The sequence below is a fragment of the Photobacterium frigidiphilum genome (genome assembly GCF_003025615.1).
In the GTDB taxonomy this organism is placed as follows: domain Bacteria; phylum Pseudomonadota; class Gammaproteobacteria; order Enterobacterales; family Vibrionaceae; genus Photobacterium; species Photobacterium frigidiphilum.
Window position 1 is genome coordinate 75,958 of record NZ_PYMJ01000006.1, and the last position, 14,630, is coordinate 90,587.

Here is a 14,630-nt window from a genome sequence, read left to right on the forward strand (position 1 = left end):
TTATTTAGAGTGAATGTTTTTTGAAAGACTGCTTTGCGAATGAGTGTTTTTTGTATTGACCATTGGTAGGTCGAGGCCTTGCTCTTCAGCGCAGTTAATGGCGATATCGTAACCCGCATCGGCATGACGCATTACACCAGTTGCTGGGTCATTACGAAGAACACGGCCTACACGTTCGGCTGCATCGTCAGTGCCATCGCACACAATTACCATGCCGGAATGCTGCGAAAAGCCCATGCCTACACCGCCACCGTGGTGAAGAGAAACCCATGTCGCACCAGATGCCGTATTCAAAAGGGCATTCAATAAAGGCCAATCAGACACTGCATCTGAACCATCCATCATGCCTTCTGTTTCACGGTTAGGGCTGGCAACAGATCCCGAATCAAGGTGATCTCGTCCAATGACGATAGGGGCTTTAAGCTCACCATTTTTGACCATTTCATTAAATGCTTTACCAAGACGGGCACGATCTTTTAAGCCAACCCAACAAATTCGCGCAGGTAAACCTTGGAACTGAATACGCTCACGTGCCATATCTAACCAATTATGCAGGTGCGGGTTATCTGGAATCAGTTCTTTTACTTTTTGGTCGGTTTTATAGATATCTTCAGGGTCGCCAGAAAGAGCAGCCCAACGGAAAGGTCCAATACCTTCACAGAATAAAGGTCGAATATAGGCCGGAACAAAACCAGGGAAATCAAACGCGTTTTCAACACCTTCTTCTAGTGCCATTTGACGAATGTTATTACCATAATCAACCGTGGCAGAACCGGCTTCTTGTAGTGCTAGCATTGCCTGAACTTGAACAGCCATTGATTGTTTTGCCGCTTTTACAACAACCGCCTCATCTTCAAGGCGCATTGCAGCAGCATGCTCCATTGACCAGCCTTGAGGTAGGTAACCGTTAAGCGGATCATGCGCAGAGGTTTGGTCTGTTGTTACGTCTGGTACAATGCCACGCTTAACGATATCTGCGTATACATCTGCGGCATTACCCAATAGGCCGACTGATACTGGCTTACCGGTTTGCTTTGATTCTTCAATAATCGCTAATGCTTCATCAAGGGTCGTTGCTTTACTATCGACATAACCGGTACGTAAACGGTAGTCGATACGTGATTCATCACACTCTACAGCTAGCATTGAAAAGCCAGCCATAGTGGCCGCGAGTGGTTGAGCGCCACCCATACCACCAAGCCCACCAGTCAGTACCCAACGGCCTTTTGCATCACCGTTGAAGTGTTGACGAGCCATGGCAACAAATGTTTCGTAAGTACCTTGAACAATGCCTTGTGAGCCGATGTAGATCCAGCTACCCGCTGTCATCTGACCGTACATCATCAAACCTTCTTTATCGAGCTCGTTGAAGTGCTCCCAGTTTGCCCAATGCGGTACAAGGTTTGAGTTGGCAATTAATACACGTGGTGCATTGGTGTGTGTTTTAAAGACACCAACAGGTTTACCTGATTGCACCATCAAGGTTTCATCGTCTTCAAGACGCTTTAATACTTCAACAATCTTGTCATAACATTCCCAATTTCGTGCAGCGCGGCCAATGCCACCATACACAACTAATGCGTGAGGATGTTCAGCAACGTCAGGGTGCAAGTTATTCATTAACATGCGAAGTGGGGCTTCTGTTAGCCATGATTTAGCATTTAATTGCGTACCAGTCGGTGCAATGATTGTGCGTGATTCATCCAGACGAGGGTTTGGAATTGTTGATTGTGTCATGTAGCTCTCCTTGCTGTGCTATTCGTCGTAGTGGTTATATCGTTCACTGTTATTTAAAGTAAATAAGCGATAGCGGGTTTAACGAATGGCACGGGCTATTGTCCAGGTCAGTCTTGCTGCTAACCGTGCAGTTTGGTTATCAATATCAAAACGAGGGTTATACTCTGCTAAATCAGCGACAAGTAACTTTGAATCACCTTGCTCTGTTTTAGCGGTTAAAATGGGTTCCATTAACTGTTCGATTATTTCTAGCGATACGCCACGAGCCGCAGGTGCACTTACACCGGGTGCGACACAGGCTGGAAAAACATCTAAATCAATTGTGAGGTATAAGTAGTCGCATTCAGCAATAAATGTATTAAGTGCCGCTTGGGTTTGTTCGATGGTTCGGTGTGTTAATTCCGTATCATCTCGGTATAAAACCCCAAGCCGATCGGCTTTTTCATATAATGCTTGTGTGTTACTGCCGCGGTTTAAACCAAGACAAGCATAATTAAATGGCCAGTGTTGTAATTCGCAAAAACGAGCGATTTGGTGGAATGGTGTGCCTGAGCTGCCTGCACTCGCTTGTGGACCAGATGGTGGATTACGTAAATCAAAATGTGCATCAAAGTTGATAATACCAACTCGAGGTGTGGGCATAGCCGTGCCTTTCACATTTGGTTCCGCAGTCTTTTCTTCACTCAAATTAAGCGGTGCTCTAATGCTTTCAGTGGCTTCTTGTTTTTGCAGTAAATAAGCGCCAATACCTTGGAATGTTCCCCATGCCATTTCATGACCACCGCCAAAGACAATCACTTTATGTTTTTGGCGCAAAGCAAGGCAGACATCTTCACCTAAGCGATGTTGTGCTAACTCTAAGTTACCGTCATCACAGCTGATATCGCCACCGTCATAAATTGGCTCTTGATGGTGCCAAGCTAAATTTGCCAGTACGCGTCGGATAGCAATAGGGGCACCGTAAGCACCTGTGCGGCCTTTATTACGCGCGACACCAGCATCACAGGCGAAGCCTAGCAACATAATGCCTTCTTCATTGGCTTGATCGGCAGGTAGCACTTTTTGGTGCCATCGCATGCCCAGTTCGCCATCTTCAGGATCGGCGCGCCCTTGCCAAGCGCTCATGTTGATTGCGTTTGAAAATTGGTTATTTGGCATAGAAAATCTCTCCGTCCACAATACGTGCAATAAGATCGGGCACACCTAGCCGGTAAGATAATTCAGCGGGCGTATCAATGTCCCAAAGTGCGAGATCTGCTTCCATGCCGACGTTAATTTTCCCACGTGATGCTTCCAGCCCTAACGCTTGAGCAGCGTTGCAGGTAACTCCTCGTAAACATTCTTCGGGTGTAAGTCGGAAGAATGTACATGCCATATTCATCATGGTACGGAGCGAAGCGATAGGGGATGTTCCCGGATTAAAGTCGGTTGAAATTGCCATAGGAACCTGCAATTTACGTAAATGTTCGATGGGTGGACGTTGCGTTTCACGCAAGAAATAATAAGCCCCAGGTAATAAGGTTGCGACAGTATTATTCGCAGCAAGTGCAGCTACACCATCGAGGTCGAGGTATTCAATATGATCGACAGAGGTGGCTCCCATTCTTGCCGCAAGTGCACTGCCGCCTAAATTGGATAATTGTTCGGTATGACCTTTAATACCCAGTCCGTAGTGTTTGGCTGTTTCAAATACGCGCTGACATTGCTGAGTAGAGAATCCAATGCCTTCGCAGAAGACATCAACATAATCTGCGAGCCCTTGTTCTACTGCCGCAGGAATAATGTGTTGGCAAACATATTCAATATAATCATCAGCACGGTTTTTATATTCAGGAGGTACAGCGTGAGCGGCTAAAAGCGTAGTTGAAACCTTAATATCTGGCATATCTCCAATGCGTCGAGCCACACGAAGCATTTTTAATTCATCGTCCAGTGTTAAACCATAACCTGATTTGATTTCAATGGTTGTGACGCCGTCACGTTTCAATCCATTTAACCGCTTAATCGCGAGTTGGTAGAGTTCATCTTCTGTTGCTTCACGGGTCGCTTGAACGGTAGAGATAATACCGCCACCTCGTTTGGCTATTTCTTCGTAAGGCATACCAGTTAGGCGTTGTTCAAACTCGTTTGCTCTATTACCTGCAAAGACAAGATGGGTGTGGCAATCAATTAAGCCTGGGGTTACTAATGCATTACCACAATCAATTACGTCAGGATGGCCATGCAGGTCGTTATGACATGCCAGAGGACTATCAGATGCAGAACCGACAAACATGATCTTTCCGTTTGTTATTCCAACCATGCCGTCTTCGATGATCTGATAGCCGTTATTATCGGCTGATGTCTCTGACGACAGGGTGACTAATCTAAGGTTGGTAAGCACTCGTTCCATTAATAATTCGCTTCTTTGATTGTGTGCAAGATACAAAAGCAATATGTATATACAAATAAATAGGCGATTTTGAGGTGAAACTCAAGATGCAATGTAAAGAAGTTGTGATCAATGTTGTAATTATTAACTGACAGTAACGGAAAAGTTAGAGAGTGATCGGTTGGGAAAGCGGCTTAACAGTAGAGGTAATAGCCCCAATAGTGACCATTTTACCTTGTCACAAGTTAGAGCTAATACAGATTACACCTTAGTGCGAGAACTCAACTTATATTTATTACCTGGGTGATATAACAATGCAGTGCTAATCAAATTTTTGTCGCTCCACGTACGACGGTTAAGCAATAAACAAGGTTCACCTTCGTTCATTTCAAGTAAAGATGTTATACGGTTAATGGGAATAATGGCTTCCACGGTATGTTCTATATCACTAAGAGGGCAGGTTTGAACCAAATATTCATTGGGTGTTTGTGCTGTAAAATCTTGATCGAGATATTGAGGAGCAAAATCGGGGTTAACCCAGCGTTCTTCAAGCTGAATAGGCACACCATTTTCATAATGTACTATTTGGGTAAAGTAAATCATTGTGCCGTTTCTTACGCCTATACGTAAAGCGACGTCGTCTTTTGCTTCTACACTATTTTGGCTTATTATTTGGCTTGAATAGTCATGACCACGGTTACGTACCTCATCGGCAATGTTTCGAATTTCCATCAATGGTGATTCAGCTTTTTTATGACAAACAAACGTGCCTAATCTTGGCGTACGTTTTAATAAACCATCACCCACCAGATCGCGGATCGCTTTATTTGCTGTCATTCGGCTCACTGAAAATTGCTCTGATAGCTCAATTTCAGTCGGTATTTTAAAACCCGGCGGCCAAGTTCTTGTTTGGATTTTATCATTTAAATACTGTTTGATTTGCAAATAACGAGGAGATTGAGCCATGAGTGTAATTCCATAATTGCCTATACAAATAAAAGCAATTTTATCGCGGTATTTCAAGTAAATATTTTGTATTGGTCATTTTATATGTAGGACTACAGATAAGAATGCGTAGAATAAGTATCAAACAAGAGTAACTGTATATGTGTTACTCGTAATGCCCTTAACGGCGATACGTAATAATGAGTAAAAGAATGACAATGACTATCCCAACTGAAATGACATTTTTCGCCCGTTTTGAACACGATATTTTATCAAGTAAGAAAACGATAACAATTCGTGATGAATCTGAACGTTACTATGTACCGGGCACTACAGTAAAAGTATCAACGCTTGAAGAAGGGCGTGAGTTTTGTGAGTTAGAAATTTTATCGGTTGAGCCAATCTTGTTTGATGAGCTGACTCAATTTCATGCAGATCAAGAAAATATGACTCTGCCCGTTTTAAAGGATGTTATTCAAGATATTTATCCTGGCATCAAACAGCTTTATGTTGTGTCTTATAAGCTAGTTGCTTAGCTCTGAACAAATTGCGGTATAAGATTACTGGAAGTAAGTATGTCGACTTACTTCCAGATGCTATCTTTTCTTTTAGTGGCTTAATTTCTGTTTTAGTAAATCAAACGTTTTCTCGTCTCTATTACCTTCAGCACAAATACTTAACAGGTCATCAATGAAATGACACAGTGCACGGTGTTCAATCTGCTTGATACATGCTTGTTGCGCTTCAGTTAGCATGTGATACATGCTCGCAGCCCCGAAATCGCCAAAAATGATATTCGCTTCTTCATCATAAAGGGTGTTATGTGCGTATAAGTCGCCATGACAGACCTGATTTGAATGCAAATGTACAAAAACCTCTTCCATCTGCTTAACGATTTTATCTATGTGTTCAACCGACAAAGTGAAGTCTGGTGAAAAAGTATCGCGGGTACAGCTATTAAAGCAGGGTGGTAGCCCTAAATTGCGGAAGTGAGAAGGGATTAAATTCATGATTAAGGCTAAATAACCGTCTTCATTCACTTGTGCCAAAGACTGCACGACATTGGGGTGGTTACCGACTTTTAAGCAGGCTTGTAATTCATCATCAGGATAACCATCGCTTGTTACTTCGCCTTTAAACACTTTAACGGCAATATCTTCAGGGAAGTCTGTTTGCTTATTATTCCACGTCGCTTTAGAAATAACGCCTGATGCGCCTTGCCCTAAAACGTCTTGTAAGGTGAAGCTGGAAGATGGCAATACAGGTACTGATTGAATTGCGCTATTTGTTTGGCTAAACGGGTTACCTGCAAAGGCAAACCAAGCAAGCTTAGGCAATGAAAGCAGCTGTTCTGGGCATTCTGTTAGTTGGTTGGCAGAAATACGTACTAACTCTAGGTTGTCTAGTTGCGACATTGACTGAGGTAGGTGTGTTAAACAGTTACCTGCTAACGCTAATTTCTGTAAGCGTGGGCGTTCACCTAACGAATTGGGTAACGTTTTGATTTGGTTATCAGTCAAAATAAGCCAGCGTAACTGAGTTGGTAAAGAATGCTCTGGAACTGAATGTATTTTATTCGCCTTAAAGCCGACCATTTCTAAATGCGGTAGCTTACCGAGTACTTCAGGCAGTACTTCAAATTGGTTATTTGAGGCAAAGATAATTTTAAGCTTTTTAAGCTGTGCTAATTCTTGCGGTAAAGACGTTAATTGGTTGTTGGATAAATCAAGGATTTCTAAGCTATCAGCCAGAGATAAAATTTCTAGTGGAAATGACGTTAAATTTTCTGACAATTTTAAGCGCTGAGTACCGGCTAGTTCGCCAGATTTTAGCTGAGAAAGTGTATGCAAAATGATGAATCCATGATGAGAGTGAGACAAAACAGCCCAATAGTTTACAAGAAAGTTTGAATAAAAGGAAAAGGGAAGAAGCACAAGATATGTTCAATTAGATACTAATTAAGCGTATTAAATAATAAATATGTCTGTAGCTTTGCATTGTCCCGTAGGCGTTTGTTATAGTTCGCCTTCGTTTGTAACCCCGAGTGCTGCTCAGTATTGCGGAGCCGGCTTACAAACTTTCGAAATTTTCATCAAAGCTTCTCTAAAGCTTTATTTAATTCAACATGTGCTACTTGGTATGTGGCACCACTGTGAAGGACATTTTAATGCCTGTAATTACTCTTCCTGACGGTAGTCAACGTCAATTCGATAACGCTGTTTCAACTATGGATGTTGCTGCTGACATCGGTCCTGGTCTTGCGAAAGCATGTATCGCTGGCCGTGTTAATGGCGAACGTGTTGATGCGTGCGATTTAATTGAAAACGATGCAAGCCTAGCAATCATCACAGCTAAAGACGAAGACGGTCTGGAAATCATCCGTCACTCTTGTGCTCACCTACTAGGTCACGCAATCAAGCAACTTTATCCTGACGCGAAAATGGCGATTGGTCCAACCATCGACAATGGCTTCTACTACGATATCGACCTTGAGCAATCTTTAACACAAGACGACGTTGATGCGATCGAAAAGCGCATGAAAGAGCTTGTGAAAACAAAGTATGCCGTTGTTAAGAAGAAAGTAAGCTGGCAGGAAGCGCGTGATGCATTTGAAGCGCGTGGCGAGACTTACAAAATTGAAATCCTAGACGAGAACGTTTCTCGCGATGATCGTCCAGGTCTATACCACCACGAAGAATACATCGATATGTGTCGTGGTCCTCACGTTCCTAACATGGGCTTCTGTCAGCACTTTAAACTGTTAAGTGTTGCTGGTGCTTACTGGCGTGGTAACAGTGACAATAAGATGCTGCAACGTATCTACGGTACTGCTTTCCAAGATAAGAAGTTGCTAAAAGCGCACCTTACTCGTCTAGAAGAAGCATCAAAGCGTGATCACCGTAAGATTGGTAAGCATCTTGATCTGTTTCACATGCAGCAAGAAGCGCCGGGTATGGTTTTCTGGCACCACAATGGCTGGACAATCTTCCGTGAGCTAGAAGTGTTTATTCGTGAAAAGCTAACAGAATATGAGTACCAAGAAGTGAAAGGTCCATTAATGATGGATCGCGTTCTTTGGGAACGTTCTGGTCACTGGGACAAATACGCTGATGCAATGTTCACAACAAGTTCAGAGAACCGTGAATACGCTATCAAGCCAATGAACTGCCCAGGTCACGTACAAATCTTCAACCAAGGTTTGAAATCATACCGTGACTTACCATTACGTATGGCTGAGTTTGGTGCATGTCACCGTAACGAGCCATCAGGTGCTCTTCATGGCATAATGCGTGTTCGTGGATTCACTCAAGATGATGCGCACGTTTTTTGTACTGAAAACCAAGTGCAACAAGAAGTTACTTCTTGTATTAAAATGGTGTATGATACTTATCAGACATTTGGCTTCGACAACATTGTTGTTAAGCTTTCTACACGTCCTGAAAAACGTGTAGGCTCTGATGAAATGTGGGATAAAGCTGAATCTGACCTAACAGTCGCACTTGAATCAATGGACATTCCATTTGAAATTCAAGAAGGCGAAGGTGCATTCTACGGTCCTAAGATCGAGTTCACACTGCATGACTGTCTAGATCGTGCATGGCAGTGTGGTACTGTTCAGCTAGATTTTGCATTACCAGAGCGTTTAGGTGCAACATATGTGGGTGAAGACAACGAACGTCATACCCCAGTTATGATTCACCGTGCTATTCTTGGTTCACTAGAGCGTTTCATCGGTATTCTTATCGAAGAATATGCGGGCTTCTTCCCTACTTGGTTGGCGCCTCAGCAAGCTGTTGTGATGAACATTACTGACAGTCAGTCAGAATATGTACAAGAAATAGTTAAAAAATTACAAAAATGTGGAATTAGAGTCAATGCGGACTTGAGAAATGAGAAGATTGGCTTTAAAATCCGCGAACATACTTTGAAGCGAGTGCCTTACATGCTGGTCTGTGGCGACAAAGAAGTCGAAGCAGGCGAAATAGCAGTTCGTACTCGCAAGGGTAAAGATTTGGGTAAACTTAAGATTGATGAACTTGTTGCATTCTTGCAGCAAGAAATTAGCAGTCGCAAGCTCAATGTTTTGGAGGACTAAGGTATTAAAGGCGGAAAAAGAACTCAAGCACCAGTTAAACAAAATGCACACCGTTTAAACGGTGAAATTCACGGCGTTAGTGAAGTTCGTTTAACAGGTATAGATGGCGAGTCCATCGGTGTTGTATCTTTTGAAGAAGCAACTCGCATTGCTAATGATGCAGGTGTGGATTTAGTTGAAATCAGCCCAAATGCCGAGCCACCAGTTTGTCGCGTGATGGACTATGGCAAGTACCTGTTCGAAAAGAGCAAGGCTGCTAAAGAGCAAAAGAAAAAGCAGAAACAAATCCAGATCAAGGAAGTTAAATTCCGACCTGGTACAGACGAAGGCGACTATCAGGTAAAACTACGCAACCTGATTCGCTTTTTAGAAGAGGGCAACAAGGGTAAAGTCACACTACGTTTCCGTGGTCGTGAAATGGCCCATCAGAATCTTGGTATTGATCTTTTGAATCGTATTAAGGCAGAACTTGAAGACCTAGCGGTCTGCGAGAGCTTCCCACATCGAGTTGAAGGTCGCCAAATGACTATGATGCTTGCTCCAAAAAAGAAGTAATTACGGCATTAAAGTAGCTAAAAGCGCTGCTCCGGCAGGGCTTTTGTTCGCCTGATTACTATGATTATTAACTATCAACAATGCGGAGTCTCATCATGCCTAAGATGAAATCCAACAAGGGCGCTTCTAAGCGCTTTAAGAAAACTGCTGGTGGCTTTAAGTTTAAGCACGCTACAAAACGTCACATCCTGACTAAACGTACTACTAAGAACAAACGTCAGCTTCGTCCAAATGCAATCCTTCCTAAGTGTGAAGTGGCTGCAGTTGCTCGTATGCTTCCGTTCGCTTAATCGTTTTTAGTTTTATTTTTTATTAATTAGTTAGGAGTCTCCTATGCCTCGCGTAAAACGTGGTGTACAAGCGCGTGCACGTCACAAGAAAGTTCTTAAACAAGCTAAAGGTTATTACGGAGCACGTTCACGTGTTTACCGCGTAGCTTTCCAAGCTGTTACTAAAGCTGGTCAATATGCTTACCGTGACCGTCGTCAGAAGAAACGTACTTTCCGTGCTCTTTGGATTGCTCGTATCAACGCTGCTGCACGTCAAAATGGTATGTCTTACAGCCGTCTAATCAACGGTCTTAAGAAAGCGTCTATCGAAATCGATCGTAAGATCCTTGCTGATATCGCTGTATTTGACAAAGCTACTTTCACAGTACTTGTTGAAAAAGCAAAAGCTGCACTGTAATACAGTTTAGTTTTAAGTGAAAAGGAGAGCCTCGGCTCTCCTTTTTTCGTTTCATCTAACGAATACTTTCCAAACACTCGCCGATCTTTAAACTGCAAGCTAACAATCTTTATGGGTGAGCTAGCCATTCTGCATAGCGTTATCTTTATCGTATCCAATTTCATTGATTATGATGTCTTTAACCCGAAAGCTTTTCAGTCTTGAATATAGTGAGATAAAAAGTGTGCATCTTTGACACTTGTTAATCGTATCATTGGATTCCTGTTTAGTGATGAGATGCTTATGCTATTTAAGATAAGTACACTGAAAGCAGACTTTTTTTCACACAATACCGCCTTTTTATTGCGATTCAGTTTGGATTTAGACGCGTGTTTCTTTAGTATGTATCGTTACGCGAATTTATATCTCCCTTATGGACGCCACCTGTGGGTGGATGAGGAAATGATGCTACAACTAGACGAGATCCTAGCCAACGCAACGACAGCGATTGAAACAGCTGATTCGTTAGTCGCACTTGATGAAGTGCGTGTTCAGTACTTAGGTAAAAAAGGCGAATTAACTTCGCAACTACAAAGCCTAGGTAAATTACCACCGGAAGAGCGTCGTACTGCTGGTCAAGAGATCAACAAAGCGAAAGGCGCCGTTCAACAAGCGATCGCAGCACGTAAAGATGCACTTCAACGTGCAGAGCTTGAAGCAAAGCTAGCTGCAGAGACTATCGATGTGAGCCTTCCTGGTCGTCGTATCGAAAACGGTGGTCTTCACCCAGTTACTCGTACAGTTGAGCGTATTGAACAGTTCTTTGGTGAACTTGGTTTTAGCACTGAGTCTGGTCCTGAAATTGAAGATGCATTCCATAACTTTGATGCATTGAACATTGCAGACGATCACCCAGCTCGTACTGATCACGATACGTTCTTCTTCAACCCTGATTTGATGCTGCGTACGCACACTTCTGGTGTACAGATCCGTACCATGGAACATGGTAAACCACCATTCCGTTTCATTGCACCAGGTCGTGTATACCGTAACGATTACGATCAAACGCATACGCCAATGTTCCACCAAGTGGAAGGTATGCTAGTAGATGAAAACGTAAACTTTGCGCAACTTAAAGGCATTTTGAACGAATTCCTATGTAATTTCTTCGAAGAAGAAGTTGAAGTTCGTTTCCGTCCTTCTTTCTTCCCGTTTACAGAGCCTTCTGCTGAAGTAGACGTGAAGCGCAAAGATGGCAAATGGTTAGAAGTTTTAGGTTGTGGCATGGTTCACCCTAATGTACTTCGTTCTGTTGGTATTGATCCTGAGAAATACTCTGGTTTTGCATTCGGTATGGGTGTTGAGCGTCTAACAATGCTTCGTTATGGCGTTAATGACCTTCGTTCGTTCTTCGAGAACGACCTTCGTTTCCTTAAGCAATTCAAGTAAGTCAGGAGAAGTACAATATGAAATTCAGTGAATCTTGGCTACGCGAGTGGGTTAAGCCTGCTATTAACAGCGAAGAACTAGCTCACCAAATCACAATGGCTGGTTTGGAAGTTGATGAAGTTGCTCCCGTTGCGGGTGAGTTTACCGGCGTTAAAGTGGGTAAAGTTGTTGAGTGCGGTCAGCACCCAGATGCAGATAAACTGCAAGTAACAAAAATTGATATCGGTGAAGAAGCGCTTTTAGACATCGTATGTGGTGCATCTAACTGTCGTCTTGGCCTTACAGTTGCTGTTGCAACGGTAGGTGCAGTTCTTCCTGGTAACTTTAAAATCAAGAAAGCAAAACTACGTGGTGTTCCTTCTCACGGTATGCTTTGTTCTTTCTCTGAGCTAGGTATCGATGTTGAGTCTGACGGCATTCTTGAGCTACCAGAAGGTACAGCTTTAGGTATGGATGTTCGTGAGCTTTTAGAGCTTAACGACGTTGCCATCGACGTAGATCTAACGGCTAACCGTGCTGACTGTTTCAGCATTCGTGGCTTAGCTCGTGAAGTTGGTGTTCTAAACCGTGCTGACGTAACAGAGCCTGCTATAGAGGCAGTTGCTCCAAGTATTGACGATACAGTATCAGTTGAAATTAAAGCGACTGACGCTTGTCCACGTTACCTTGGCCGTGTGGTTAAGAATGTAAACGTGAAAGCGGAATCTCCAATTTGGATGCAAGAAAAATTGCGTCGTTGTGGTATCCGTTCAATCGACCCGATTGTTGACATTACGAACTTCGTAATGCTTGAGCAAGGTCAGCCAATGCACGCATTTGATCTTTCTAAGATTGACGGTGGTATTGTGGTTCGTCTTGCTGAGCAAGGTGAAAAACTGACACTTCTAGACGGCAACGAAGCTGAGCTAAACAGTAAGACATTAGTTATTGCTGACCACACCAAAGCACTAGCAATTGCTGGTATCTTTGGTGGTAAAGACTCAGGTGTAACAACTGAAACTACAGACGTACTGCTTGAAGCTGCATTCTTCGCACCTGATCACATTCGTGGTCGCGCTCGTGCATACGGCCTTCACACTGATTCTTCTCTACGTTTTGAGCGTGGTGTAGATTCAACACTACAAGCAGCAGCAATGGAGCGCGCTACGCAGCTTCTAGTTGAAATCTGCGGTGGTGAAGTAGCACCTATTAATGGTAGCGAGTCTGAAACTGATCTGCCTAAAGCAAACGTTGTTGCATTACGTCGCATTAAGCTAGACAGCTTGCTAGGCCACGAAATCCCATCTGAAGATGTGGTTGAGATCCTAACTCGTCTAGGTTGTAACGTTTCTGTTGTAGATGATTCGGAGACAACAGATGCAGGTTGGACAGCAACATCTCCAGCATGGCGTTTTGATATCGCAATCGAGCAAGACCTAATCGAAGAAGTAGGTCGCATCTATGGTTACGATAACATTCCTAACCAAGCGCCAGTAGCTGCACTTAAGATGAATGATCACAAAGAAGCAAACCAACCGCTTAAGCGTGTTCGTGATCTTCTTGTTGACCGTGGTTACCACGAAGCAATTACGTACAGCTTCGTAGAGCCAGAACAACAGAAATTGGTTGTTCCAGGTGTTGAGCCGCTAATTCTGCCATTCCCGATTTCTGCGGATATGTCAGCAATGCGTCTTGGCCTAATCCAAGGGCTACTAAATACGGTTGTTCACAACCAAAAGCGTCAGCAATCTCGTGTTCGTTTATTCGAATCTGGTTTACGTTTCATTCCTGAAGTAAGTGCTGAAAATGGCATGCGTCAAGAAATGATGCTAGCGGGTGTTATCGCCGGAACTCGTGGTGAAGAACATTGGGATATCGACACTAATACTGTTGATTTCTTCGACCTTAAGGGTGACCTAGAAGCGATTCTTGAGCTGACTGCGAACGAAAATGCATATAGCTTCAAGGCGGCTAAGCACCCAGCACTGCACCCTGGTCAAACTGCGGCAATCGTCGTTGATGCTGGTCTTGAAACAGAGAGAGAGGTGGGTATTATTGGTACTGTTCACCCAGAATTAGAGCGTAAGTTTGGTCTAAATGGTCGTACGGTCGTATTCGAAATCGAATGGGCAGCAATCAATACTCGCGTTCTTCCAGAAGCAGTGGCTGTATCTAAGTTCCCTGCAAACCGTCGTGATATCGCGGTTGTTGTTGATGACGCAGCGGCTTCTGGCGACATCGTAAAAGCATGTATTGCTGCGGGCGGTGAATTCTTAACTGACGCTAAACTGTTTGACGTTTACGTTGGTAAAGGCGTTGAGGAAGGCAAGAAGAGCCTTGCTATCGCGCTAAGCCTTCAGTCAGTTGAACGTACACTTGAAGATGCAGATATTTCAGGTGCAGTAGACAGTATTGTTGCTGTGCTTGCTGAACGTTTCGGTGCTAGTTTACGCGACTAGAGTTAACGCTCTATGAACGATCGGCTTTTAACCTGAACAAAGAAAGTGAGAGACAGTGCACATTTAAGTCATTGTTTTAAGAAAGCAGCCCAAAAAGGCTGCTTTTTTTTTGTCTAAATAGAAAACTTTCTAACATTTTGATTGATAGTGATATTTTCTCCTAGGTATTGTTATCTTGGTTTTTTATTCTATATCTAGTTGTTTTTGTAGGGTTTATTGTTGGTAGTATTAAATTTGACACACAACAAGGTGCATTTAAATACCTACTTTACAGAGCGAATAATCAATAAATTGACATGAAGTTAACTTAAAAAAGTTGGCGAAAATCAGCAAGTTGGCTTAAACTTGACTCTAGTTGAGGAGAGCGCTTGAA

Annotated in this window: 12 protein-coding genes; 7 read left to right on the forward strand and 5 right to left on the reverse strand. The window is 43.1% G+C overall.

Annotation, left to right across the window (positions count from 1 at the left end):
* The 4 genes from hutU to hutC form a co-directional block, all read right to left on the reverse strand.
* Window positions 1–1,737: a urocanate hydratase gene (gene hutU / locus C9J12_RS07915; protein WP_107242200.1), complete on the reverse strand. Its 1,737-nt coding sequence runs from the start codon at window positions 1,735–1,737 to the stop codon at window positions 1–3.
* A gap of 78 nt (window positions 1,738–1,815) precedes the next feature.
* Window positions 1,816–2,895, reverse strand: coding sequence for a formimidoylglutamase (locus C9J12_RS07920; RefSeq protein ID WP_107242201.1), 1,080 nt, complete (start codon window positions 2,893–2,895; stop codon window positions 1,816–1,818).
* Window positions 2,885–4,129, reverse strand: a complete 1,245-nt coding sequence (gene hutI / locus C9J12_RS07925) for an imidazolonepropionase (protein ID WP_107242202.1) — start codon at window positions 4,127–4,129, stop codon at window positions 2,885–2,887. Before hutI ends, C9J12_RS07920 begins: the two co-directional genes overlap by 11 nt.
* A gap of 240 nt (window positions 4,130–4,369) precedes the next feature.
* Entirely contained in the window at window positions 4,370–5,074 is a 705-nt protein-coding gene (hutC, locus tag C9J12_RS07930; RefSeq protein ID WP_107242203.1) for a histidine utilization repressor, read from the reverse strand.
* Window positions 5,075–5,271: 197 nt separating this feature from the next.
* Here hutC and yqfB point away from each other — a divergent pair, with 197 nt between their 5' ends.
* Window positions 5,272–5,589 (forward strand): N(4)-acetylcytidine aminohydrolase, encoded by a 318-nt coding sequence (yqfB, locus tag C9J12_RS07935; protein WP_107242349.1) that lies wholly within the window; start codon window positions 5,272–5,274, stop codon window positions 5,587–5,589.
* A gap of 72 nt (window positions 5,590–5,661) precedes the next feature.
* Here the strand turns inward: yqfB and C9J12_RS07940 are convergent, their stop codons facing one another.
* Window positions 5,662–6,903 carry a leucine-rich repeat-containing protein kinase family protein gene (locus C9J12_RS07940; protein WP_107242204.1) on the reverse strand — a complete coding sequence of 414 codons (1,242 nt, stop codon included), beginning with the start codon at window positions 6,901–6,903 and terminating at the stop codon, window positions 5,662–5,664.
* A gap of 317 nt (window positions 6,904–7,220) precedes the next feature.
* On the opposite strand from C9J12_RS07940, the gene thrS reads away from it, so the two are divergent.
* From thrS to pheT, 6 genes are all read left to right on the forward strand, one after another.
* Window positions 7,221–9,149 (forward strand): threonine--tRNA ligase, encoded by a 1,929-nt coding sequence (thrS, locus tag C9J12_RS07945; protein ID WP_107242205.1) that lies wholly within the window; start codon window positions 7,221–7,223, stop codon window positions 9,147–9,149.
* A 3-nt stretch (window positions 9,150–9,152) separates the two neighbouring features.
* Window positions 9,153–9,704: a translation initiation factor IF-3 gene (infC, locus tag C9J12_RS07950; RefSeq protein ID WP_081450113.1), complete on the forward strand. Its 552-nt coding sequence runs from the start codon at window positions 9,153–9,155 to the stop codon at window positions 9,702–9,704.
* A gap of 95 nt (window positions 9,705–9,799) precedes the next feature.
* Window positions 9,800–9,994, forward strand: coding sequence for a 50S ribosomal protein L35 (gene rpmI / locus C9J12_RS07955; protein WP_006232269.1), 195 nt, complete (start codon window positions 9,800–9,802; stop codon window positions 9,992–9,994).
* Between the two features lie 43 nt (window positions 9,995–10,037).
* Window positions 10,038–10,391: a 50S ribosomal protein L20 gene (rplT, locus tag C9J12_RS07960; protein WP_006232268.1), complete on the forward strand. Its 354-nt coding sequence runs from the start codon at window positions 10,038–10,040 to the stop codon at window positions 10,389–10,391.
* 444 nt (window positions 10,392–10,835) lie between these two features.
* Entirely contained in the window at window positions 10,836–11,819 is a 984-nt protein-coding gene (gene pheS / locus C9J12_RS07965; protein WP_107242350.1) for a phenylalanine--tRNA ligase subunit alpha, read from the forward strand.
* Between the two features lie 17 nt (window positions 11,820–11,836).
* A complete protein-coding gene (pheT, locus tag C9J12_RS07970; protein ID WP_107242206.1) occupies window positions 11,837–14,257 on the forward strand; it encodes a phenylalanine--tRNA ligase subunit beta in 2,421 nt (806 codons plus the stop codon).
* The last annotated feature ends 373 nt before the right edge of the window (window positions 14,258–14,630 follow it).

What these genes read in the sequence shown, in the direction of transcription:
- rplT (WP_006232268.1), top strand. Translation starts at nt 10,038, where the DNA reads ATGCCTCGCGTAAAACGTGGTGTACAAGCGCGTGCACGTCACAAGAAA.
- hutU (WP_107242200.1), bottom strand. Translation starts at nt 1,737, where the DNA reads ATGACACAATCAACAATTCCAAACCCTCGTCTGGATGAATCACGCACA.
- hutI (WP_107242202.1), bottom strand. Translation starts at nt 4,129, where the DNA reads ATGGAACGAGTGCTTACCAACCTTAGATTAGTCACCCTGTCGTCAGAG.
- yqfB (WP_107242349.1), top strand. Translation starts at nt 5,272, where the DNA reads ATGACTATCCCAACTGAAATGACATTTTTCGCCCGTTTTGAACACGAT.
- pheS (WP_107242350.1), top strand. Translation starts at nt 10,836, where the DNA reads ATGCTACAACTAGACGAGATCCTAGCCAACGCAACGACAGCGATTGAA.
- pheT (WP_107242206.1), top strand. Translation starts at nt 11,837, where the DNA reads ATGAAATTCAGTGAATCTTGGCTACGCGAGTGGGTTAAGCCTGCTATT.
- hutC (WP_107242203.1), bottom strand. Translation starts at nt 5,074, where the DNA reads ATGGCTCAATCTCCTCGTTATTTGCAAATCAAACAGTATTTAAATGAT.
- thrS (WP_107242205.1), top strand. Translation starts at nt 7,221, where the DNA reads ATGCCTGTAATTACTCTTCCTGACGGTAGTCAACGTCAATTCGATAAC.
- C9J12_RS07920 (WP_107242201.1), bottom strand. Translation starts at nt 2,895, where the DNA reads ATGCCAAATAACCAATTTTCAAACGCAATCAACATGAGCGCTTGGCAA.
- rpmI (WP_006232269.1), top strand. Translation starts at nt 9,800, where the DNA reads ATGCCTAAGATGAAATCCAACAAGGGCGCTTCTAAGCGCTTTAAGAAA.